Below are 22146 nucleotides of genomic sequence, written 5' to 3'. Positions count from 1 at the left end.
CTTTCACTCATTGACAGGCTTGTTTTAAAGATCCGCGATGCCCAACGAACCTGCAAGATGAAGCCTGTCCATTTTTGTCCAGGTTCACGTCCTTGGGTTCATCTGTTCCTGGTGTTGCACCTAAGATATTTTCCCCATTTGCCATCACACCTTTATTTTGATAGTCTCCGCCGTAATTGCTAAATTTAAACGGCTGTCCGTCATCGCGCATTGCACCCACAGTCAACACACCGGGAATAATAGCAGGAATACACCAACATTCACCTTTATCATTTCCACCTGGAGCCACAATTAAAATGTTATTATCTTGGCATTGTTTCACTGCACGGGCAAATAAATCTGGGGCTACACCTGTTTGGGTGGGGTGACAAGCGGCAATGTGGATAATATTTGCTCCCCATGTCAAAGCAGTGTTAATAGCGTGGGTGAGGTTGACGGGTGAGATAAAGTTATCGTTATCGAAAGAAATGGGAATATTAATTGCTGTGCAATTGGGTGCAATGCCAGGGGCAGGTGTGGCGTGTTGACCTAAGATGGTGCTAGAAATGTGCGTGGCATGACTGCTTAGATCAATGCGAAATCGGGCGTTGCAGAATAGAAATATGAATTAGAGCGATCGCTATGAAATGCCCAAGGTGTGCGTCAACTCATATCCGCAGGAATGGAAGGCAACGTGGTAAGCGCTCATTACATATGTGTTAGTTGCAAACGTCAATTCATTGAATCTTACGATTGGAGAGGGTATACAGAAAATATTAAAAGTGAATGTCTAGAAATGTACGTGAACGGTTCTGGTTTTCGTGCAATAGAAAGAGTCAAAAAAGTACATCATACCACTGTTATAAATTGGGTCAGAGAACTTGGTAGTGCTTTACCAGATACGCCTGAGAGAAATGATATACCAGAAGTTACAGAGGTTGTGAAAAGTGAAACTTTCATTGGTAAAAAAAAACAAAATTTGGCTTTGGACAGCGGTTAATCATAGCATACCAGGAATTATAGCTTGGTTTTTAAAAGACAGAAGTTCAGAAAGTTTTAAACATTTGTGGTTGGTTATAAGCTGTTGGCGCTGTCTTTTTCTATATAACACGAGGCTTCGCAGTCTATCCTTGTTTTATTAGTAATGAAGACCACATAGTGAGCAAAACATATATGACAAGAGTTGAAGGAGAAAATAGCCGTTTAAGACATCCGGAGTGCTCGACTACATCGAAAAACTTTTTGTTATTCGCGCATCCGAAGAAATGCTTAAATACTCAATTCGCTTAGTAATACATTATCTGAAGAATGGCTCAGTGGCGCTGCGGGTGCTGTGCGCCCGCTTTTCTTGAAGCGATCGCATGATTCATATTTTGATTGGTGCAACGCCCGAAATCGAATGTCTTGAGGAAACTGCTCGAAGAATGCTTCTCTTTCTTTTTTCGCTTCGTCTTTGTCGTGGTCTGATTCTTCTTTTTTCGCTTTTTGCTGTTGGTTAAATTCTGTCGCTAATTTAAGGTAATAAAAATATTCGTCATTCAGTTCAATATCTTGTGTCCAATAGGGTTTAATTTGCGTATAATTTGCCCCAACAAAACAGGCGCGTTCTAAGTCGGCGGGACCGTCTAAAATGGCAATTTTAATGCGAGAGTCGCCTAATGTGCGCGTCCAAAGTTCAGGGATTCCGGGAATATCAGTAAGGTCTGGCATGGTGGATATTGCTATAATGATGGGTAAAAAAGACTAAATTTTAAGTTAATGCCTGCGAAAGATGTTTTCCATGATGCGGTTAAAAATGGCTTAGAAAAAGAAGGTTGGGTGATTACAGAAGATCCTCTATAAATTGAAATAGGTGGTGTTGAAATGTATATCGATCTAGGTGCAGATCGAATTTTGGCAGCCGAAAGAGGGGTAGAAAAGATAGCGGTTGAAATTAAGAGTTTTGTGGGCACATCCAATATTTCTCAATTTAATACGGCAGTTGGTCAATGCTTCAATTATCAGATTGCTCTAGAAATACAAGAACCAGAACGAGTTTTATACTTGGCTGTTCATGAAAGGAACCTATCAAAGCTTCTTTAGCTTACCATTTATCCAAACTGTTCTTCAGCGTTCTCAACTTAAACTAATTGTTTACGAGCCGAGAAATGAGGAGATTGTATCATGGAAAAATTAGATAAATATCGAGTTTATATCCAACAATTATTGACGGAATATGCCCATCGGGGTTCGGCAAATCGTGAAATTGAAAAACAAGTCATTTGCGATCTGGTTAATTACCATTATCAATTGGTATACGTAGGCTGGAAAAATCGACGGCGGACTTATGGCTGTGTTTTGCATCTGGATATAAAAGATAATAAAATTTGGATACAGCATGATGGAACTGAGATTGGCATTGCCAATGATTTAGTTAAGTTAGGAGTTCCCAAAGAAGATATTGTTTTAGCATTTCATGAACCTTTGGTGAGGCAATATACAGGTTTTGCAGTTGGTTAATTTTAATATTAATTTTACGGAATCGTTGTAAATAATAACCTATGCCCTACAGTGATTTTACCCTGAGAAAAATCAAACAAACCTTTGGCATAAATACCGTTGAAGGTGAAAGATTTCTGCCAGAAATCAAATTAATTGCTGCTAGTGCTACTCTTACCGCTTTTTTAGAAGAAAGCTTACCATTAGCCATAGCGACAAAAAGTGAAAAAGCACGTTCGGAGTTAATCATTAGTCCGGTTTTACTAGAAGTACGCAAGATTTTACAAAGAAAAATTAGTTTATTCTCTGGTGTAGATTTTACTGTAGATCCTGCTTATGGATTGAGTGGAGTCTGTGATTTTCTTCTCTGTCGTTCATCATAACAGTTAGAAATTGAAGCCCCAGCCGTTGTGATTATTGAGGCAAAAAAGGCAGATTTGAATTCAGGTATTGGACAGTGCATAGCGGAAATGATTGCGGCTCAGAAATTTAATGAAATGAATAATCAACCTATTTCTACTATTTATGGTAGTGTCACCAATGGTACTGCTTGGCGATTTCTGGAATTAACAGAGCAAACTGTCACAATTGATTTCACAGATTATCCCCTCCCTCCTGTTGATTTCATACTAGGAATTTTGGTGTGGATGGTAACTTGTGCTAACTAGATAATTTCTCCACAAAAGTTTGATGTTCCGGTGTAGATAATCCCTGCTGCAAAACGGCTAATACTTTCGCTAAATCTCCTGATAATAATGCTGACTTTGTTAGCCATAACCCCGGAAAAACTTGAGAGCAAACTATATCATCTGTGTTAGGTTCAATTTGGATATACTCGCCTTCTTGTAACCTAAACCAATCAAATTGACGGTCATAAACTCGCCAAACTAAATATTCCTGTACTTGATTGCGACGATAAACTTTCAATTTTTCATGCAAATCATAGGAAGCAGTAGAAGCAGCAATTTCTACTATTAATTCTGGCGCACCTTCAACATAATCATCTTCAGTAATTCGCGATCGCCCTTTTTGTTCTATTCTCAATAACCCATCTGGTTGTGGTTCGTTATCGGCATCGAGACGTACAGTTGTATTATCCAGTGTTTCCACTCCTGGCGTAGCGGCTTCGTATGTGCCTAACCAAGTCATAATGTGACTATGGGGTTTACCGTGTTTTTTTGCTCGTACACGGGAAGCCAAGTAAACAACTCCTTCAATCAATTCTGCTTTCTTCAGATTAGGCATAGCATGGTAGCGTCGCTCAAATTCATGACGAGTGAGCTTGTCGCCATTTTCTAAAGGCAAAATTGTCAAAAGTTCAGAAGTTGCGTCAGCAGATATCATAATTTTCAAGGGTAATGGCGAATTACTGACATTATTAATTTTACCAACTCTTGGTTTCACATATTTATTGTTAAAATAAGCAACAAAGTAAAAGTTATTTAACGCTATGTCAAATACTGTGACTTATATTGGTACTCTCATCGACAGTCATCCTGGAATTCATGGAGGCTGTCCTCTAATTGCTGGGACTGGTGTAACAGTGCGACGAATTGCTATCTGGTATAAGCAAGGTTACAGTGCAGAATAAATTGCCGATCAAATTGGTCATCTAACCTTGGGACAGGTTTATGCAGCCTTGACGTATTATCATATCAATCGGGAAGAAATTGATGCTGACATTGCCCAGCAAGAAGCATCTATGCGATCGCATAGAAGCATTACATAAAGCTGGAAAGCTAGGATGAGCCAGATTTGCTTATACATGGATGAGGATTCTACCGGACGTTCTCTAATGCTGGCTTTGCAAAACCGGGGTGTAGATGTAATTACAACTCTCAGTGCAAATCGATTGAGATATCCTGACGAAGAACAATTAATTTGGGCAAGGTCGCAAGGTCGTGTTTTGTATAGTTCTAATATTCGGGATTTCTATAGTTTACACACAGCTTTTTTGACTCAAGAACAACCTCACTCAGGAATGATTTTAGTACAGCAAGCAATGTCAATCACGGAATTCTTAAGGGTGCTAACTGGGTGCAGTCTGAAGTGCCATTGACTAGTACCGAATCTAATTTAGAATTAGGAGTAACCAAAACTATGACTAAAGAAAAGAAAACCACCAACTCAAGCCAAGTTCCACAAAACAAAACTGAGGAGCAAAAAACCTCCCAAAATCAACAGAAAACAGAGGAGATTAAGAATCATCTCTTGGCAACTGGACTTGAAGACTATGGATTTTGGTGGCAAGAAATGGCAAAGAAGAAATCTGAACAATCTGAGCCAGATAAGCCTTTTCGTCGCGGTCGGATTTGGAGTTAGAAAGTAAGATAATGTTCGTAATAGAGCGATCGCTTGCTTATTATATTAAATACCGAGGGTGCGATCGCGCGATCGCATGAAACAGCACTCCTCCATCTCCATGCTTGAGCGATCGCATTCTTAATCAGAGCATCCCAATTTTTTCACTCGCACAAATAGCTCGACTATTCCACTTTGCGAACCTCTGCGTATACCTCTGCGCCACTTTGCGTTTAAAAATAAACTCAAGCATTTAGGATACTCTCGGTGCAGTTGAAGAAAGATATTTTTCGCACGTAAGCACACACGAGTGCTTACGTATAAAAGTCCTATTAATTACTCAATATTTATACTTATTTTAATTAAATGTAAATACTTAGATAAATTCTGATTTTTCTTGTTAGCCCCAAAAGTGAAAACGCGCCAATCGCGATCGCGTTGTGCCTCAAAACCGTTAAACTTCATTGCGAAATAAAAAGATAACCAAAACAACGTGATAACTTTTGATGATGTAAAGAGACGACACAGATAAAGGAGAACACAGTGGCAATGGAATCAAATTTATTAACGAGCACAACCCCAGTGCAAGAAGATTTCAGCGAATACGTTGCCCACCTACAGCTTCACATGGCTTTGCAAGCTCGCAATCTGGTTCCAACCCTTAAGCAAAAGCTCGAAGACAGTCGGGAAGAACTACTTCATCAAACTCAAGCCAATTTTGAAAAGCTTATTTCTCGCCAAGCGCTGTAGAAGATACAAAAATTAAGCAAAATTAACATAAAATAAAAGCAGACTTTGTTGGGTAAACCCTTGTTGGTGTCTCCATCAAGTCTGCTTTTTAAGTATAAAGTTACGAAAATCACTCGGAATTGGAACTACGGCAACAAGTAGAAAGCCGTTAAGATAATTGCATTACTTTCCTTACCCTCCGGGTACTCTACTTTGAACCCCTCCGGGGAACGGCAGTTTGACGGGACGAATCGCTTCGCCGCCAACTGCCTCACCAAAAGCAGTTAGTTAAGGCTGAATGGCGGCTCGAATCAAAATGACTTCATTAATTCCTCGAAATCTTAGCGTAGTTATCCGACCAGTACAACACCGGGACTTGGACGGATTAGAACGCCTATCTCAAGAATCATTCGCGGAACACACCCCCAAGCAAGCTAATTTTGCCATAAACCAAATGCAATGGCTGCGCCGGTGGTATGGGTTTCTCAAATTTTTGAGTTTGTTTCCCAACCCGCTGAAATATCGCCTTTGTGCTTATGTAGCAGAGCAAGGGCGGACACTTCTGGGTATGATTCAAGTGTCACCGTTTAACCGCACGCGCAGTACTTGGCGTGTGGAACGAGTGATGCTCGATCGCACTGCCGATAAACAAGGAATTGGCTCACAACTTCTGCGTCATTGCTTTGAGTCCATTTTAGAAGCTCGGACTTGGATACTCGAAGTCAATATCAATGATAAAGAAGCGCTAGCACTTTATCGGCAAAATGGATTTCAGCGTCTGGCAGAAATGACTTACTGGGAAATTGCACCAGAGTTGCTGGAAGAATTGGCATCTTCAGAACCAGATTTGCCAAATTTATTGCCGGTGAGCAATGCCGATGCCCAGTTATTGTATCAATTAGATACGGCTTCAATGCCGCCTTTGGTGCGACAAGTATTTGATCGCCAAACCCAAGATTTTAAAACGAGTTTGTTCGGCGCTTTAATTGACGCGGTGAAGCAGTGGGTAAGCAAAACTGAAGTAGTCAGCGGCTATTTATTTGAACCGCAACGCAAAGCAGCGATCGGTTATTTTCAACTTTCACTCTTTCGTAAAGGTCAACAACCCCACGTAGCCACACTGACTGTTCACCCAGCATACACTTGGCTGTATCCAGAGTTGCTGTCTCAGTTGGCTCGCATCGCTCAGGATGTGCCCAAACAACCGTTGCAGTTGGTTTCCGCCGACTATCAACCAGAAGGAGAAGAGTATTTAGAGCAAATCGGCGCCAGTCGTCGAGAACACACTTTAATTATGTCGCGCTCAGTCTGGCATAAAGTTCGTGAGTCTAAATTTGTCTCTCTAGAAGGAATTCAACTGCCAGAAGTACTCCAAGGATTGCAACCCGCACGCAAACCCATACCGGGTGGGATGTCATGGGAGCAACCAAGAAAGCCGCAATTGCCAGAGAGAATAAAAATAAATCCTTCTGGTGAATCGATTTCTTTTTCACGCAACAACTCTAACGTAGAACCACCCTCGAAGCCGGAATCAACAGATGCAAAGCCGGAGTGAGTTTGGGGAAGTTGAAGAGACTTGGAGACAAGGAGACAAGGAGACAAGGAGACTTGGGGACAAGGGAGACAATGAGAATAATTCTTTCTCCCCATCCCCCCCTCTTTTTGTCTCCCCCTCTCCTTGTCTCCCCCTCCCCCCTTCCCCCCAACCCCACTTCGTGGGGACCCCAAAGCCCCCCATCTCGGCTTTAGGCTTAGATGTTGGTAGCAAGCGTATTGGTGTGGCAGGATGCGATCGCACTGGTTTGATTGCTAGTGGCATCATTACCATAGAACGTAAATATTTGCAAGAAGATATAGAAAAAATACGACAACTGGTAAATGAGCGCGAAGTAAATGTTCTGGTAGTCGGTTTACCTTATTCTATGGATGGTTCTTTGGGGTCTCAGGCGCGACAAATACAAAAGTTTGCCGTCAAGTTGTCTAAAGCTCTCAAATTGCCTGTGGAATATGTAGATGAACGATTAACTTCATATCAGGCAGAGCAAATGTTAATCGCCCAAAACCGCTCTCCATCGCGCAATAAAGGCTTAATTGATCGGTTGGCAGCATGTTTGATTTTGCAACAATGGTTGGATGTTAGGCGTAAGCACTTGACAAGGCAGTAGGGCAGCCCTTGAGTATTGATACTTTGAACGTGATATTCTGAAGTCTGTTAGCCAGCACTTGATATACTGCGAAAGCTATTTGATAGTTAAGCGATTTCTACAGTGGCTGGGAATTATAAAGCTCCACACCTCGGCTATGTTTTCCTCACCATTTCCTGAAGAAAATGACAACGCTCATGCCGGTTCGATCACTTTGACGGATGACAAAGAGCGATCGCTCTCTTGTTACATTGAGCATTCGCTCTCTGTAGATGAGCAAGAGTATGTTTTACTTCTTCCTGTTGACTCACCTGTGGAAATTTTTGCTTGGCAAGGTGACGGCGAGGAAGAAGAAGCCATTCTCGTAGAAGATGATGCGACGATTGACGAAATTTTTGCTACGGCTCAAGCTGTACTATCTGAGCAAAATTTGCAACTCAAAAATACTGCTTACGCTCTCACCGTGGCAGGTGAGTTGCCCCCTGTCGAAGAGTCAGAACTCTTTACTTTAGAAATTGAAGATGAAGACGAAGATTTAGAGCCAGAGCAATTACAGCTTCTAGCTAGCTTCTACTATCAAGAGCAGGAGTACGCAATTTATACCCCCCTCGATCCACTGCTGTTTTTTGCACGGATTTCGGAAACCGGTACACCTGAATTACTCTCTCCAGAAGAGTTTCGCAAAGTCCAACCACTGCTAGAAGAACATTTGTTTAATGAAGTTGAATAATTAAAATTAAAAATTAAGAATTAATTTGATTTTTGATTTTTAATTATTTCATGGCAACAAACATGAAAGTTCAGCAAAAATTTTGGCAGCGCTCATTAATTTGGAGTCTGCTGCCATTAACTTTAGTAATTGCAACTTGGCGTTCTTTGGCGTGGTGGAGTTGGGCAACTGCCCCAACCCAACCAACTCAAGCCAAATTGCTACAAATTCAGATTCCCTCAGGAACCGCAGCGCAGCAAATTGGACGCAACTTAGAAAAAGCAGGTTTGATTCGTTCTCAGTTTGCCTGGAATTTATGGGCACGATATTTAGCTTGGCAAAATCCCAAAGGTGACTTCAAAGCCGGAACTTACGAATTGTCACCCTCACAGCCATTATCCGCGATCGCTGAAAAAATCTGGCTTGGCGACGTAGTGCAAGCCAGCTTCACCATCCCCGAAGGTTGGTCACTGCGGCAAATGGCAGCTTACTTTCAAGCAAAAGGCTTTTTTCCCGCTCAAGAGTTTATCGCTGCCGCAAATCAAATTGACCGCCAACAGTTTCCCTGGATACCTGCCGATTTACCGAATTTGGAAGGTTTTTTATACCCAGACACTTACAAAATAGCCAGCGGGGAAATTACGGCACAAGCTTTAGTTAAACAGATGCTGAAGCAATTTGAGCAAGTTGCTTTGCCAGTGTATCAAAAACAACGAAATAAAACTAATCTCAACCTGAAGCAGTGGGTAACTCTTGCTAGTATCGTAGAAAAAGAGGCGGCAGTGCCAAGTGAGCGATCGCGTATTGCTGGCGTTTTCACCTCCAGGTTGCAAAAAGGAATGCGTCTAGAAAGCGATCCCACAGTCGAATACGCTTTGGGAATCCGGCAAACAGCAGATAAACCACTGACTTTCGCGCAAGTAAAAATTGCGTCTCCTTACAACACTTATCTCAATCAAGGCTTACCACCAGGACCCATTGCTGCACCTGGTTTGGCTTCTTTATCAGCAACTCTAAATCCGGAAAAAACCGATTACTTGTATTTTGTAGCACGTTACGATGGCACTCATGTGTTCACCCGTACCCTAAAAGAACACTTGGCAGCTGTTGCTAAAATCCGCCAAGAACGAATTAGTCAATAGTCAATAGTCAATAGTCAATAGTCCAGAGTGGATTGATGCTTGACCCTTAACTGTTGCTCCTTGATTATTGAGTCTTGACTGTTGACCCTTGACTGTTGACCCTTGACTATTGACCCTTGACTGTTGACTATGACTTGGAACAAACTCTTACAGCCTGATTTGATTTTGGAAGGTTCAGTGTTGAACCTCACACCAGACATTATCCAAAAATATCAACTTAAAGGGCTGGTGTTGGATGTAGATGAAACTTTGGTTCCCGTGAGAGTTGGAACAGCCTCACCAGAACTGCAACAATGGGTAGCGCAAATTCGCCCTTTTACATCACTTTGGTTGGTAAGCAATAACTTAAGTGAAGCCCGCATCGGTGGAATTGCTCGTTCTCTGAATTTACCTTACTATTTGGGCGCTGCCAAACCCTCGCGACGCAAGATTAGAGCTGCACTCAGAGAGATGAATTTACCAGTGCAGCAAGTGGCAATGGTAGGCGATCGCTTGTTCACAGATGTGTTAGCTGGTAATCGCTTAGGGATGTTCACCATTCTAGTTGAACCAATTGTCCATCCAGATGCCGTCTTGCGATCGCATCCCATACGCAACTTTGAAGTTTTAGTATCAGAAATCTTAGGAGCCACTATTACGCCTAAAAAACAAAGAGTTACAAAGCGTTACAAAGGTTGATGAATTGTCAGGAAAGTAAATCTAAAGAAATAATTAAGAAAGTGGGGATCGCTGCAAAAATCGAAGATTATTAGTATTAATAACAGGGGATCAGCCAAATATAGATCCAAGTCCATACAAAATAAGTATATTTGTAAAGCGTCAACCTTCACTTATAGAAGGATTGGCGCTTTACAATTTTGGATTTTGGATTTTAGATTTTAGATTCAATCCAAAATCCAAAATCCGTCGAGAATGCGCTTTGATCGGAGGAAACCTCCGCTCAAACTTTTCGCAAAATCTAAAATCTCAAGATGCCTCTAACGATAGTCGTAAAAATTGGAACTTCCAGTCTCACCCAACCAGAAACCGGACTACTAGCGCTTTCCACCATTGCTAGCGTGGCAGAAACTCTTTCACAGTTGCGACGTGAAGGACATCGCGTAATTTTGGTTTCCTCTGGTGCTGTGGGGGTGGGTTGTGCGCGGTTGGGTTTAACCGAACGTCCGAAAGCGATCGCTCTCAAACAAGCTGTAGCCGCAGTTGGACAAGGTAGATTGATGCGCGTCTACGATGATTTATTTACTACTTTGCAACAGCCAATTGCTCAAGTTTTGCTTACTCGCAGCGATTTAGTACAGCGCAGCCGTTATCTAAATATCCTCAACACCTTCAAGGAATTACTGGAATTAGGGGTAATTCCGGTGGTGAATGAGAATGACACCGTAGCTGTAGAAGAATTGAAATTTGGTGATAATGACACTTTATCAGCCTTAGTTGCCAGTTTAGTTAAAGCAGATTGGTTGTTTTTGTTAACTGATGTCGATCGCCTTTATACTGCCGATCCCCGTTCTGTACCGGATGCGAGTGCGATCGCTTTAGTTGATAGCATCGAAGAATTAAATAAATTACAAGTGCAAACAGGTACTCAAGGTTCTCAATGGGGTACTGGGGGGATGGTGACAAAAATTTCCGCTGCCAGAATTGCCACTACAGCGGGTGTTCGCACCGTAATTACTCAGGGGAAATATCCGAGAAATATAGAAAACATATTACAAGGTGAGTTAATTGGTACTCACTTTACACCGCAACCAGAACCAACGAGTGCCCGCAAACGTTGGATAGCTTATGGTCTTGTGCCGGCGGGAAAATTGTATTTAGATGCGGGAGCGATCGCCGCAATTTCTCAAGGTGGTAAATCGTTGTTAGCGGCTGGTATAAAAACAGTAGAAGGTCAGTTTGATACTCAAGAAGCCGTGCAATTGTGCGACAGCAGCGGTAACGAAATCGCTAGAGGACTGGTGAACTACAGCAGCGACGAACTACAAAAGATTCGCGGGTATCATTCGCGGGAAATTTCCACGATTTTAGGTTATGTCGGTGCTGAAACCGTCGTGCATCGCGATAATTTGGTTTTGACTTAGCCATCCACGCAAATTCGGCTTTTTTGCTGTTCGCGGATGAAAATTATGATGTAGAACCGGAAAGGAAGCTTTCGATTGCGTCTGCGACTTCCTGCGTGACTTCGACAGAAGGCAGATGGCTCTTTGATGTCGATCTATAAATGTGATACCAGTGGTGTTTGTTTGCAAAAACTTGCTGTGCTTCAAGATACTTGGTGTCATCCGGTTGGGAATAAAGGTTCTTCATTTGCGTTGGGGAGTAAATATTGAGTACTTGAGGAGCTGGAGCAAGTGTTTCAAGAAAGCGCAAAGCACTGCCAAATTCTCTGTATGACCTGCCTATTTCTCGACCAGCGCGTGACCACATGTCGAAGTCGTAATTCGTCATAAACTCATCGAAGGGTTTGGCGAGGTTGGGAACACCTAACGACCAACCTGTGAATAGCGCGTCACGCGCACTTTTCCATTGATCCGGCTTTTGCATTTTATCTAAGGTCTCAAAGAATATCTGAGGCGGCTCAATAATAATCCACTCCAGAAAGACCATCTTTGGAACGCGATGAACCAGCCTACGCCTTAGTTCAGTCGCTATCCATCCTGCGTGTGCTACCGAGACTGTGACAAATTCATTTATGTTAAGTAAATCTACAAGCTTAATAGTTTCACAGATCATATCTTCACTGCCAAAGTCTCCCTCTGGACGCTGTGATGCGTTATGTCCCAGTAAATCGACATTGATAACTCTTCGCTTTTTGCTTTCGACTTCCGCAAGTGCTGCCAAGATCCCCCGGTCAGCGCACCATCCAGGAAGCAAGAGTAAGGCAGGTTCGCCTGTTCCTATGTCGTCGAAGGCAAGTTTTAATTTTCCAGTTAGCTTATCCATACGTACTTCCAATACAGTTGTGCCATAAAAACTTTTTCAGGACAAAACATCCACTTTGAGCAGAGCTTGGGTTTCGCGCTTTGTCGGCATTAATAGAATGTCCACAGACCTGGAGTGATCAATTCAAGGAGGTGCTCATCCGGGTCTCTGAAATACAGGCTCCAACCGCCCCGTTCCCAATGAACCTTGCTGTTGATCGGGATACCTCTAGAAGCCAGCCTTTGTTCCCAAAACTCAAGGTCAGATGCCGCAATTGAGAATGCCACATGCAAGCGACCACTCCCACCATGAGGAGGAATCACCCCTTCTACCGTACCGACGGGAGACGTTGCCCGACCCGGCTCTTGAGCGATGCTTTTGGGGAACAGGATGAGGGCTTGTCGGTTGGGCACCCGGAGCACACAGATCATCTCATCCGCGATCTCTTTCTCAAATCCGAATAAGTCTTCGTAGAACTCAACCGAGTGTGCCAAGTTCTCGACATATAGCACGGATTCAACAATGCCATTGATGGCTTGCTTCTCAGTCATAAAATATAACCTCTTCAAGAGTAGCTACTATTGTCAATCAAACTATATCATTAAATATTTAGACGTTAAACTATTTAATGTTTAAAATATAACTAAAGGAATATTGAGCGCTAAAATATCAATGATTGAACTCGTCGCTCTACTCACTCTTTTAAATTGCTAGAGTGTTGTTCTTGGGTGTTTGAACAGTTCCAGATCACTCAGTCGTAAGCAACTCACTCAATAGCGATGAACAAAGCAGATACGATTAGACAAGTAGCGCTCGACTGGAAAGTAACGCGACCGGAAATCGATCCACGCCCGATGGTGCGAGTGCTAGCAGTGCTTCGTTCAGCCCTAGAACTCGAAAAGGCGACTGAAAAGCTCTTTGCCCGGTATGACTTGAACACGGCAACGTTTGGAGTCCTCGCTACTCTGCGCCGTTCTTCGCCGTCGGAGGGGATGACCCTTTCTCAACTAGCGCAATTTGTCCTGGTAACACCAGCTTCTATCACCAATCGCGTTGATCGTTTGGAAGCACGGGGTTTAGTCGAGCGGTATGATGCCACGAACGATCGACGGTGTTGGTTAGTGCGTCTGACTCAGAAGGGATATGACCTCATCGATGAACTGATTCCGCAACATGTGGAGAATGAGCGCCAGCTGCTTTCTGGTTTAAATGAGCAGGAACAGGAGCAACTTTATTTGCTGCTACTCAAGCTACTGGCAGGTCTAGAGAAGGACTAAAACTGGTTTTCAGGCAAGGGGGAATAGTGGTTCCTCTCCTCTCAAAACGGCTTGTGATAGTTCTAGCGACCTACAGTTATCAGACTCATAGGTTTCAATATCTTGGAAATTTCACCACGTTTTATCTGTCAAGCCATCTGCAACCGTCACATCCCAATCTGCATCAACTTCCTTAGATGCGTCGCGGTAAGCGTCTTCTAGTTCCCGAAGTCGCAACAATTCTAACGCTACCTCAATCACCTGAGAGCGAGATTTGCACCCTTTGGCAACTTTGTAATTCTCAACAAACTGCACCAAAGACAGTGGTAAGGAAATCGATAACTTTTCCGAATGCATGGTGTTACCAATTGGTAATCATAAATATTCTTACTAAAAATTAGCACTCTAGATGGCTGAAGCGATCGCATCTTGCCCCCTTCCCCAATCATTAAGTTATATTAACGATATATCGCGATATGTCTATAATGAAATTACAAGCACATTGAGAGAAAACTTGCATGTTTTTAGGACTTCATAGACACCGCCACTTTTTTGAATCTGGATACGACGATATGCCACCAAAAGGACGGCATCATCACCACGGTCGCGGTAAAAGACGAGATTGGGGAGATGAACGACGGACTCCGCGTGGTGATATTAAATACATCTTGCTGGAGTTACTTGCAGAGGAACCCCGACATGGATACGAATTGATTAAAGAATTAGAAGCGCGTTACGGTGGCTTCTGGAAACCAAGCCCAGGCTCAGTTTATCCCACTTTGCAACTACTTGAAGAAGGAGGTTATCTCACCTCTGAACAGATAGAAGGAAGGAAAGTATATACAATTACTGAGACTGGGAGAGAATTACTTAGCGAAAGAGGCGATCGCCCGAATTGGATGGACAGGGGAAACAGACCCGAACAGCTAATCGAATTGAAAGAAGCGATCGCACAGGTTGGCGCAGCAGTAATGCAAGTTGCTCGCAATAACAATGCCGATAAAGTCACCAGAGTACGCGAAATTCTCAACCGAGTCAAACGCGAAATTTACAGCATCCTAGCAGAAGAAGAGTAAAAAGTTAGGAGTTAGGAGTTAGGAGTGAGGAGTGAGAAGTTAGGAGTGAGAAGTTAGGAGTTAGGAGTTATACCATTTCCCTATAAAGATGAAGCTCAAATTAGCCCGCCTAATCGCGGGCTTGGTTCTTGTAGCCCCAGGCTTCCAGCCTGAAGGCAATAAAGCATAACATCATAGATAATTGGTATAACTCACAACTCAAAACTTCCGTACAGACGTTCCACACCGAACGTCTCTACCGCTTTTGCCAACTCCAAACTCCGCTCCTGATAACTCCTGTACAGACGCGAAATTTCGCGTCTCTACAACTCTTAAAGTGCTTCTGGGGGAGCAATATCAGAGCCGACACTGACACCAGAACTACTAGACCTAAGTCCGGGTGTAGTAGTTGGTTCCATTCGTTGCGATGATTGAGAAGCTGATGATGGCGTAGCATCATCTGGAATCACCGCTCTGTCAGCATTTCCTTGCTGAGACATGATAGACAAACCTCCGACAGCTCCAGCAACCAAAGCTGTATAGCCGACATACAAATGCACGGGACGTACATTTAATCCCAATCCTGGGGAACTATTTTTCAGCTTAGAACTGATGGGTACAATTGCTTTCGCGATCTCAGGTGCAGGTAAATCAGCAATTAAACTTGTGCCATCGAGTCCTAAAGCATTTCCCATCACGCGGATAAAGCCACGCAGATAGACATCTTCTGGCAATAACTCAACGTTGCCATTCTCTATTGCTTCCATATGATAGATGGGGATGTGAGTGTAAACCTTAAGTTGCTCAAGAGAAAGACCTTGAGATTCACGCGCTTGGCGTAATTGTTGACCGATTTTTTGCAGAGTTTCTATGCGTTGTTCAGCCGCAAGTTGCTTGGCTATTTCCGCTTTGGAAGGTTTTTTAGTACGTTTGAGCCAATGCGTTGGTTTTTTGGCGTTCTTTTTATCTTCTTTAGCTTTCACGGAATTATCGGCTACCTTATCAGGCGATACCTTCTCCTGGCGGAGACGCTCCGCGAACGGCACGCTTTGCGAACGCAAATTTTCTTCATGAGTATTTGTCTTGTGATTGTTTGTGTTTAATTTAACAGTACTTAAGCACTGCGATAAGTCGTTATTTTCTGATTCAGTAGATGGTGCAGCAGTTAGCTTTTCTTGATTATCTGTAACTTTTGGTTCCTGTGTTGTAAATTGCTGAAATGACAAAGCGATCGCTTCTCGGCTAATAGCTTTAAACAACACCTTAGCTTCTTCAGATGAAGGACCTAGCAAATTTTGTAACGTAGCCAAAGCATTGCGATAAACTTTACTGCGGTGCAATTTCGTTTCTATTTGACCTAGAAGCGATCGCAAATCATCTTGAGAAATTTGAATAGAAGAATTTCCCGGAATTGTTAATAAATATACAGGTGTGGTAGTCATATTTTAAGCCTCTGCCAATCGCTCAAAAAGTGGTTTTACATGTGTAATTTCTTCGATGCTTTCATACCCAATCCGGACGGTTAAGTATCAATTTTCTACCGTCATCAACAAAGCTGTAAAAATTTTTGCTATGCTCATGATTTATTTAGTCTTTTAAAGCCTTACGCTTTCAAGACTAGAGTTTTCTCTCAGTATTGAGCCAGTCGCGAAAAACAGCAGATGCTCACCTCTAAATATTGCATCTAAGTACGAAAGTATTTATTGACAAATACTGTTCTTCTTGTTACTTTAATTTAAGTATTATGATGAACTGCTAATTTGAAATCATAAATTTTTTCTAAGTAAAGTTGTTACATTAAAGTTAAATATGTATCTATCTAAAGATAGAATGAGATTGGGCAATGGGCATTGGGCAATGGGCAATGGGTAATTCCTCCCCTGCTCCTCCTTGTCCCCCTTGTCCACGGACACGTTCCTTACTCCTCCACCCCCGCACGGAAGTGTCCTCCCCTTGTCCCCCTGCAAAGTGCCCCCTGCTCCCCCTCTTATTTAAGAGCTTGCACTTTTTCGACAAAAGACTGCACCCATCGCAGATATTGCAAGCCGGCAACATCTGCTGTGTTGTTATGTTCTGCACCGGGAACCAAAATTAGTTTTTTCGGTTCAGGTGCAGCAGCATACAGATTTTTACTCATGAAAGCCGGTACAGTTGAATCAGCTGTGCCGTGAATGAATAAAACTGGCATTTTCAAGCGTGGTACTTTTTTAATCGATTCAAACCGCTGTGTCAGAATCAAATTGACGGGAAACACGGAAAACATGTTCCTGGCAGTTACTAACTGCTGAATCGAGGTAAAAGAGCTTTCCACAATCAAACCGGCAGCTTCTGGGTGTTTAACTGCCAAATCAATGGCTATTGCTCCTCCTAGAGAATGTCCATAGATATAAATTTCTTTTTGGGGAATTTGTCGCTGCTGCACCAAGTAATTCCAAGCTGTAGCAGCATCTTGATAAACCCGCATTTCGTTGGGAAAACTGCCTTCACTGCGACCATAACCGCGATAATCAATCAGCAAGACCGAAAATCCTAGTTGATGAAACCGTTTAGCATGAGCTACATTTGCACCAATATTGATACCGTTACCGTGCAAATACAGCAACACCTTGGGGTTGAGTTGGTTTGCTTTTATCCACCAACCGTGGATGTGTTCCACCTTACCAAATGTGGCTGGTACGGGTAGCCAAACTTTCTCGTAAGGAAGCCCAAAAGATTCTGGTGTCCTTTCGATAACAGAAGAAGGAAAGAAAATGAACCGAGGTTGCTGAAAATAAAGATATAAGCAAATAGTACAGTAGGCGATCGCCGCAACTACTCCCAGGCAAAATAGTAATTTGAATAACATTTGTATTATAAGTTTCCGTTTTTTTCTTTCCATGTACGCTATTTTATATTTTGAAAGGTATTTATAAATACAATAGTCATTGTCTAACTGGATGCATTAATATGTTAAGATTATGATTTTCTTATAATGCAACTTATTTTTAATAAGTTTACAACATAAGTAAGATTGTATACATTTGTTTAAGTACTTTCTCTCTTTAAGAAGAATAATGAGTGGATATCAGGAGAAGGCTGTGACACTTTTCAATGAGCCTCAACAAGAGCAACTCAAGGAAATAGGTGCATATTTAGGGCAAGTTCGACAAGAAAAATCCATCCGTGTAGAAGAAATAGCTGCTAAAACTTTGATTCGACAAACTTTTTTAGAAGCTTTAGAAGAAGGGCGATTTGAAGATTTGCCCGAACCTATTTATGTGCAAGGATTTATTCGTCGCTATGGAGATATTTTAGGGTTAGATGGTACTTCTTTAGCACGTTCTTTTGCGATTAATTTTTTCCTTTTTGACTCGGAAAATGATAGTAGCAATGTAGAGAAAAAACCAAATCTATACATACCTCTGGCAGTACCTTATATCCTCTTATTAGCAGCAGCTTCTTTTGGATTGTTTTATATACTCAATCCGCGTCGTCCAACTCAGCCAGTTAGTCAGAAACAAAACTCCTCAATTGTAGCCAAACAAAAAACAGCACCTATCCCATCATCAGCCAAACCAAAAACATTACCTTCATCGATCGCATCTACGCCAACTTCCACAGCATCTCCAAACCCCGACGCAAATTCAACAGTTGAAGTAACTTTGGAACTTCAAGACAAATCATGGTTACAAGTAAAAGAGGATGGTAAGACTGCATTTGAGGGAAATTTAGAAAAGGGAGAGCGAAAAACCTGGACAGCAAAAAAACAGTTAACTATACGCTCTGGTAATGCAGGTGCTGTATTAGTAACTGCGAATAAAAAGGAACCCCAAATTTTAGGAAATGTTGGCGCAATCAAGGAAGTTACTTTCACCCCAGAAGTTAATGGTCAATAGTCAATCGGGAATAGGGCATGGGGCATGGGGTTCCAAAAAATCAGACAAAACGGGACAGCCTTCATCCGAGGTTGTCGTGGGGTGTCGAGGATCTATTAAACAAGGCTGTCCCGTTTTGTCCAGTTTTAGTGTAGGGGCATGGGGACAAGGAGGCATAGGGACAAGGAGACAAGGGGACAAGGAAGAATTACCATTGCCCAATGACGGCAGGTGCTTCAAGCCGGGGAACCCGTCCAACGCACAGCCAAACCTATGCCCAATGCCCAATGACGGCAGGTGCTTCAAGCCGGGGAACCCGTCCAACGCACAGCCAAACCTATGCCCAATGCCCAATAACTAACTTAATGTTGGCTTATTTAAATGCCAATTAGTTGATTGCTCGTAAGCATAAGCTACTTGAAATAGTTGGTCTTCTCGCAGCACATTGCTAATTAGCTGTAATCCAATTGGTAAACCATTGTTATCGAAACCACAGGGCACACTTAAACCTGGTAAACCAGCAAGATTTACGGGAATGGTCATCAAGTCAACTAAGTACATGCTCAAGGGATCGGTAGTTTTTTCGGCGGCTTTGAAAGCTGTACTGGGAGCAGTGGGACACACTAACACATCAAATTGCTGAAAAGCGTTTTCAAAGTCTTCTTTAATCAGGGTGCGGACTTTTTGCGCTTTCAGATAAAAAGCATCATAATAGCCAGCAGAAAGGGCATAAGTGCCAATCATAATTCGGCGTTTGACTTCAGCACCAAAACCAGTGGCACGAGTACGAGTGTACATTGACAGCAGATTGTCGGCATCTGGAGCGCGTAAGCCGTACTTAACGCCATCGTAACGAGCTAGGTTTGCTGAGGCTTCACATGGGGCGATGATGTAGTAGCTAGGTAAGCCGTAGCGGAACCGAGGACAGGAAACTACATCAATTTCGGCTCCTAAATGTTGTAGTTGCTCGATCGCTTTATTTACAGCTTGTTCAACTTGTGAATCTAAGCCTTCGCCAAAAGTTTCTTTAATGATACCAATTCTCAGCTTACCTTTGGCTTTGAGGTCTGGTTTTAAGCTGGCAGCGTAGTTGGGGATTTCAACTTTCAGACTGGTGGAATCTTTGGGATCGTGACCGGCGATCGCCTGCAATAATATTGCTGTATCTTCAACGCTGCGTCCAAATGGTCCGATTTGATCCAAAGATGAAGCGAAAGCCACCAACCCGTAACGCGAAACGAGTCCGTAAGTTGGTTTCATCCCGACAACACCGCAAAAAGATGCTGGTTGGCGAATCGAACCACCAGTATCAGAACCGATAGAAACTACACATTCTTCGGCTGCTACTGCCGCTGCTGAACCTCCAGAAGAACCACCAGGAACCCGCGATAAATCCCAAGGATTAGCGGTGAGATGATAAGCGGAGGTTTCTGTAGAACCCCCCATTGCAAATTCATCCAAATTGGTTTTACCCACCATCACTGCATCTGCATCCGCTAGTTTTTGCGTCACAGTTGATTCATAAGGCGGCACAAAATTTTCTAGAATCCGAGAGGCGCAAGTGGTGGGAATACCCTTGGTACACATATTGTCTTTAATGCCTATGGGAATCCCCGCCAGCATCCCTATTTCTTCACCGGCGGCAATTTTGGCATCCACTTCCCGCGCTTGCTCTAGCGCCCGTTCTGCTGTCACATGTAAGAAACTGTGCAATTTTGGCTCTAACGCTTGAATTCGGTCTAAAGCTTCTTGGGTAATTTCAACGGCAGAGCGTTCTTTTTTAATTAGCTGTGTGTGCAACTCGCGGATCGATGCCATGCATTGCTTCCTTTGTGACTCAAATCTTATATTTTAGTACAGTTTGACAATTATTGGTACTGGGGACTGGGGATTGGGGATTGGGGAAATAGAAAACAGAGAACGTTGAATTAGTTTATAGAATATAAGTCAATCGGTATTCAAATTGCATCCTTTAATAGAAGTTAGGAGTTAAGAGGCGCGAAGTTAGGTAAAAAATCTCTTCTTCCTTAGTCCCTAATCCCCAGTCCCTAGTCCCTAATCCCCAGTCCCCAGTTATATGGTTAAAATTATTACACGCAAATCTTTAGGAACGCAAAATGTCTATGATATTGGCGTGAGTTCCGACCATAATTTTGTAATTAAAGATAATTTAATCGCTTCTAATTGCTTTAATAAGTCTCACTCGACGGCGTATGCTTATGTAACTTATCAAACTGCATATTTAAAAGCTAATTATAAATTAGAGTATATGGCGGCACTGTTAACGGCTAACAGTGGTGACACAGATAAGGTGCAGAAGTATATTGCTAGCTGTACGAGTTTGGATATTGATATAGAACCACCAGATATTAACGTTAGTAAAGTGGATTTTACGCCGCTTGCGGGAAAGATTTTGTTTGGATTTAGTGCAGTGCGTAATGTGGGACAGAATGCGATCGCGTGTATATTAGAAGCGAGGAATGAAGGAGGATCGTTTCAATCTCTGGATGATTTTTGCGATCGCGTGGATCTGCGTGCTGTTAACCGTCGCGCTTTAGAGTCGCTAATTTACTGCGGAGCTTTTGATAAAATTGAATCTAACCGCCACCAGTTAATCAAAGACCTGGAATTAGTATATGATTGGGCACAATCTCGGGCCAGAGATAGAGCTAGCGGTCAAGGAAATCTCTTTGATTTATTAGATGGAATTTCTAACAATAATACAGCTAATAATAAAGCAAGCAAAGCTTTTGATGCCCCGAAAGCAAATCCTGTTCCTGATTTACCCCAACCGGAAAAGTTACGCAAAGAAAAGGAACTTTTAGGTTTTTATGTATCTGACCATCCGCTGAAATCTATACAGCAAACAGCGCGATACCTGGCTCCTATTAACCTGACGCAATTTAGTGAACAAAAAGAAGGAATTATGCTTTGTGCGGTTGTCATGCTAAATGGGGTGAAAAAGGTAATGACAAAAAAAGGCGAACCGATGGCGATTTTGCAAATAGAAGATTTAACTGCACAATCGGAAGCGGTAGTCTTTCCCAAATATTATGAGCGCATAAGTTCACTACTTCAAGTTGATTCACGCTTAATTATTTGGGGTAAAATAGAGCGAAAAGACGATAAACCTCAATTTATTCTTGAAGATGCCGAACAAGTAGAAACAGTACAACTGGTGATGCTGGAATTAACTTCTCAACAAATAGCAGATATCCAAGAACTTAATCGCGTCAGAACAATTTTGAAAGAACACTCAGGAGACAGAGAAAAAGCAAAAGTGCCAGTGATAGGTATTATACAAGCCGTAAATTCTCGTCAAGCTGTCCTTCTTGGCAGACAATTTTGGGTACAAGATTCTATAACCGCTTTTCAGGCTCTCAACAACGCCGGATTTCCAACTGAAGTAAAACAGCTTATTGGTACTTGAGTGCAGAAGTGCTGAATTGGTAATGGGCTTTTTTAAGAGGGGAAAAGGGGAAAGGGGAGGCAGTGCGTTGCGGGGGTTCCCAAGGCAGCTTTTGGGGGGAAGCTTCCCCCCAAAACGTGCCGCCCCGTTGTAGCACCTGCCGTGAAA

At 42.6% G+C, this 22146-nt stretch carries 26 protein-coding genes and 3 pseudogenes; 19 read left to right on the top strand and 10 right to left on the bottom strand.

Annotated features, from left to right (window positions below):
* Window positions 1–7: 7 nt before the first annotated feature.
* Window positions 8–574, bottom strand: coding sequence for a S8 family serine peptidase (locus tag PI95_RS28600; protein WP_336507631.1), 567 nt, complete (start codon window positions 572–574; stop codon window positions 8–10).
* Window positions 575–621: 47 nt separating this feature from the next.
* Between PI95_RS28600 and PI95_RS28595 the strand changes: the two are divergent.
* Window positions 622–1331, top strand: a pseudogene (locus PI95_RS28595) (IS1 family transposase).
* Here the strand turns inward: PI95_RS28595 and PI95_RS28590 are convergent.
* The gene (locus PI95_RS28590) at window positions 1249–1689 is read right to left on the bottom strand and encodes a hypothetical protein (RefSeq protein ID WP_236117239.1); all 441 of its coding nucleotides are present in this window, start codon (window positions 1687–1689) and stop codon (window positions 1249–1251) included. The pseudogene PI95_RS28595 and the gene PI95_RS28590 overlap by 83 nt on opposite strands.
* 48 nt (window positions 1690–1737) lie before the next feature.
* On the opposite strand from PI95_RS28590, the pseudogene PI95_RS28585 reads away from it, so the two are divergent.
* From PI95_RS28585 to PI95_RS28575, 3 genes and pseudogenes are all read left to right on the top strand, one after another.
* Window positions 1738–2155: pseudogene (locus PI95_RS28585) on the top strand (XisH family protein).
* Entirely contained in the window at window positions 2143–2478 is a 336-nt protein-coding gene (locus tag PI95_RS28580) for a XisI protein (RefSeq protein ID WP_039752342.1), read from the top strand. The pseudogene PI95_RS28585 and the gene PI95_RS28580 overlap by 13 nt, the downstream one beginning before the upstream one ends.
* Window positions 2479–2519: 41 nt before the next feature.
* Window positions 2520–3125 (top strand): annotated as a pseudogene (locus PI95_RS28575) (hypothetical protein).
* On the opposite strand, the gene PI95_RS28570 reads toward PI95_RS28575, so the two are convergent.
* Entirely contained in the window at window positions 3118–3801 is a 684-nt protein-coding gene (locus PI95_RS28570) for a Uma2 family endonuclease (RefSeq protein ID WP_039752341.1), read from the bottom strand. The pseudogene PI95_RS28575 and the gene PI95_RS28570 sit on opposite strands and share 8 nt — an antisense overlap.
* Before the next feature lie 106 nt (window positions 3802–3907).
* Here PI95_RS28570 and PI95_RS37295 point away from each other — a divergent pair, with 106 nt between their 5' ends.
* The 10 genes from PI95_RS37295 (at window position 3908) to proB (ending at window position 11563) form a co-directional block, all read left to right on the top strand.
* Window positions 3908–4048, top strand: a complete 141-nt coding sequence (locus PI95_RS37295) for a DUF433 domain-containing protein (protein WP_336507630.1) — start codon at window positions 3908–3910, stop codon at window positions 4046–4048.
* 153 nt (window positions 4049–4201) lie between these two features.
* Window positions 4202–4516: a DUF5615 family PIN-like protein gene (locus PI95_RS28560; protein WP_163519284.1), complete on the top strand. Its 315-nt coding sequence runs from the start codon at window positions 4202–4204 to the stop codon at window positions 4514–4516.
* 41 nt (window positions 4517–4557) lie between these two features.
* Window positions 4558–4779 carry a cyanobactin biosynthesis PatC/TenC/TruC family protein gene (locus PI95_RS28555; RefSeq protein ID WP_039752340.1) on the top strand — a complete coding sequence of 74 codons (222 nt, stop codon included), beginning with the start codon at window positions 4558–4560 and terminating at the stop codon, window positions 4777–4779.
* A gap of 528 nt (window positions 4780–5307) precedes the next feature.
* Entirely contained in the window at window positions 5308–5508 is a 201-nt protein-coding gene (locus PI95_RS28550; protein ID WP_039752339.1) for a hypothetical protein, read from the top strand.
* 277 nt (window positions 5509–5785) lie between these two features.
* Window positions 5786–7042 carry a GNAT family N-acetyltransferase gene (locus PI95_RS28545; protein WP_039752338.1) on the top strand — a complete coding sequence of 419 codons (1257 nt, stop codon included), beginning with the start codon at window positions 5786–5788 and terminating at the stop codon, window positions 7040–7042.
* A 160-nt stretch (window positions 7043–7202) separates the two neighbouring features.
* Window positions 7203–7652, top strand: coding sequence for a Holliday junction resolvase RuvX (gene ruvX / locus PI95_RS28540; RefSeq protein WP_039752337.1), 450 nt, complete (start codon window positions 7203–7205; stop codon window positions 7650–7652).
* A 136-nt stretch (window positions 7653–7788) separates the two neighbouring features.
* Entirely contained in the window at window positions 7789–8361 is a 573-nt protein-coding gene (locus tag PI95_RS28535; protein WP_039752336.1) for a DUF3727 domain-containing protein, read from the top strand.
* A 62-nt stretch (window positions 8362–8423) separates the two neighbouring features.
* Window positions 8424–9482, top strand: coding sequence for an endolytic transglycosylase MltG (gene mltG / locus PI95_RS28530; RefSeq protein WP_039752335.1), 1059 nt, complete (start codon window positions 8424–8426; stop codon window positions 9480–9482).
* A gap of 129 nt (window positions 9483–9611) precedes the next feature.
* On the top strand, window positions 9612–10160 hold the full coding sequence (locus PI95_RS28525; protein ID WP_039752334.1) for a YqeG family HAD IIIA-type phosphatase: 549 nt from the start codon (window positions 9612–9614) through the stop codon (window positions 10158–10160).
* Window positions 10161–10453: 293 nt separating this feature from the next.
* Entirely contained in the window at window positions 10454–11563 is a 1110-nt protein-coding gene (proB, locus tag PI95_RS28520; protein WP_039752333.1) for a glutamate 5-kinase, read from the top strand.
* Window positions 11564–11606: 43 nt separating this feature from the next.
* Here proB and PI95_RS28515 read toward each other — a convergent pair whose 3' ends face one another.
* On the bottom strand, window positions 11607–12425 hold the full coding sequence (locus PI95_RS28515; RefSeq protein WP_039752332.1) for an alpha/beta fold hydrolase: 819 nt from the start codon (window positions 12423–12425) through the stop codon (window positions 11607–11609).
* A gap of 89 nt (window positions 12426–12514) precedes the next feature.
* Window positions 12515–12955, bottom strand: a complete 441-nt coding sequence (locus PI95_RS28510) for a VOC family protein (protein ID WP_039752331.1) — start codon at window positions 12953–12955, stop codon at window positions 12515–12517.
* 228 nt (window positions 12956–13183) lie between these two features.
* On the opposite strand from PI95_RS28510, the gene PI95_RS28505 reads away from it, so the two are divergent.
* Entirely contained in the window at window positions 13184–13681 is a 498-nt protein-coding gene (locus tag PI95_RS28505) for a MarR family transcriptional regulator (protein WP_039752330.1), read from the top strand.
* Window positions 13682–13792: 111 nt separating this feature from the next.
* Here PI95_RS28505 and PI95_RS28500 read toward each other — a convergent pair whose 3' ends face one another.
* Window positions 13793–14017 carry a hypothetical protein gene (locus tag PI95_RS28500; RefSeq protein ID WP_039752329.1) on the bottom strand — a complete coding sequence of 75 codons (225 nt, stop codon included), beginning with the start codon at window positions 14015–14017 and terminating at the stop codon, window positions 13793–13795.
* A 161-nt stretch (window positions 14018–14178) separates the two neighbouring features.
* Here PI95_RS28500 and PI95_RS28495 point away from each other — a divergent pair, with 161 nt between their 5' ends.
* The gene (locus PI95_RS28495; RefSeq protein WP_039752328.1) at window positions 14179–14736 is read left to right on the top strand and encodes a PadR family transcriptional regulator; all 558 of its coding nucleotides are present in this window, start codon (window positions 14179–14181) and stop codon (window positions 14734–14736) included.
* Window positions 14737–15047: 311 nt separating this feature from the next.
* Here PI95_RS28495 and PI95_RS28490 read toward each other — a convergent pair whose 3' ends face one another.
* The 3 genes from PI95_RS28490 to PI95_RS28485 form a co-directional block, all read right to left on the bottom strand.
* Window positions 15048–16157 carry a helix-turn-helix domain-containing protein gene (locus tag PI95_RS28490; RefSeq protein WP_039752327.1) on the bottom strand — a complete coding sequence of 370 codons (1110 nt, stop codon included), beginning with the start codon at window positions 16155–16157 and terminating at the stop codon, window positions 15048–15050.
* Window positions 16158–16530: 373 nt separating this feature from the next.
* Complete coding sequence (locus tag PI95_RS37000; protein WP_268896834.1) at window positions 16531–16653, bottom strand: hypothetical protein; 123 nt, start codon at window positions 16651–16653, stop codon at window positions 16531–16533.
* Between the two features lie 49 nt (window positions 16654–16702).
* Window positions 16703–17560 carry an alpha/beta hydrolase gene (locus PI95_RS28485; RefSeq protein WP_236117238.1) on the bottom strand — a complete coding sequence of 286 codons (858 nt, stop codon included), beginning with the start codon at window positions 17558–17560 and terminating at the stop codon, window positions 16703–16705.
* Between the two features lie 208 nt (window positions 17561–17768).
* Here PI95_RS28485 and PI95_RS28480 point away from each other — a divergent pair, with 208 nt between their 5' ends.
* Window positions 17769–18590 carry a helix-turn-helix domain-containing protein gene (locus tag PI95_RS28480; protein WP_039752326.1) on the top strand — a complete coding sequence of 274 codons (822 nt, stop codon included), beginning with the start codon at window positions 17769–17771 and terminating at the stop codon, window positions 18588–18590.
* The gene (locus PI95_RS28475) at window positions 18580–18930 is read left to right on the top strand and encodes a hypothetical protein (RefSeq protein ID WP_039752325.1); all 351 of its coding nucleotides are present in this window, start codon (window positions 18580–18582) and stop codon (window positions 18928–18930) included. The genes PI95_RS28480 and PI95_RS28475 overlap by 11 nt, the downstream gene beginning before the upstream one ends.
* Here the strand turns inward: PI95_RS28475 and gatA are convergent.
* On the bottom strand, window positions 18927–20387 hold the full coding sequence (gene gatA / locus PI95_RS28470; RefSeq protein WP_039752324.1) for an Asp-tRNA(Asn)/Glu-tRNA(Gln) amidotransferase subunit GatA: 1461 nt from the start codon (window positions 20385–20387) through the stop codon (window positions 18927–18929). The two genes, PI95_RS28475 and gatA, sit on opposite strands and share 4 nt — an antisense overlap.
* Before the next feature lie 259 nt (window positions 20388–20646).
* Between gatA and PI95_RS28465 the strand changes: the two genes are divergently transcribed.
* Window positions 20647–21999, top strand: a complete 1353-nt coding sequence (locus PI95_RS28465) for a helix-hairpin-helix domain-containing protein (RefSeq protein ID WP_039752323.1) — start codon at window positions 20647–20649, stop codon at window positions 21997–21999.
* Window positions 22000–22146 lie beyond the last annotated feature (147 nt).

Origin of the sequence: Hassallia byssoidea VB512170, assembly GCF_000817785.2 — a bacterium.
Lineage (GTDB): Bacteria > Cyanobacteriota > Cyanobacteriia > Cyanobacteriales > Nostocaceae > Hassallia > Hassallia carrinoi.
Note: the sequence above shows the minus strand (reverse complement) of the source record. Positions and strands in the feature narration are given on the sequence as shown.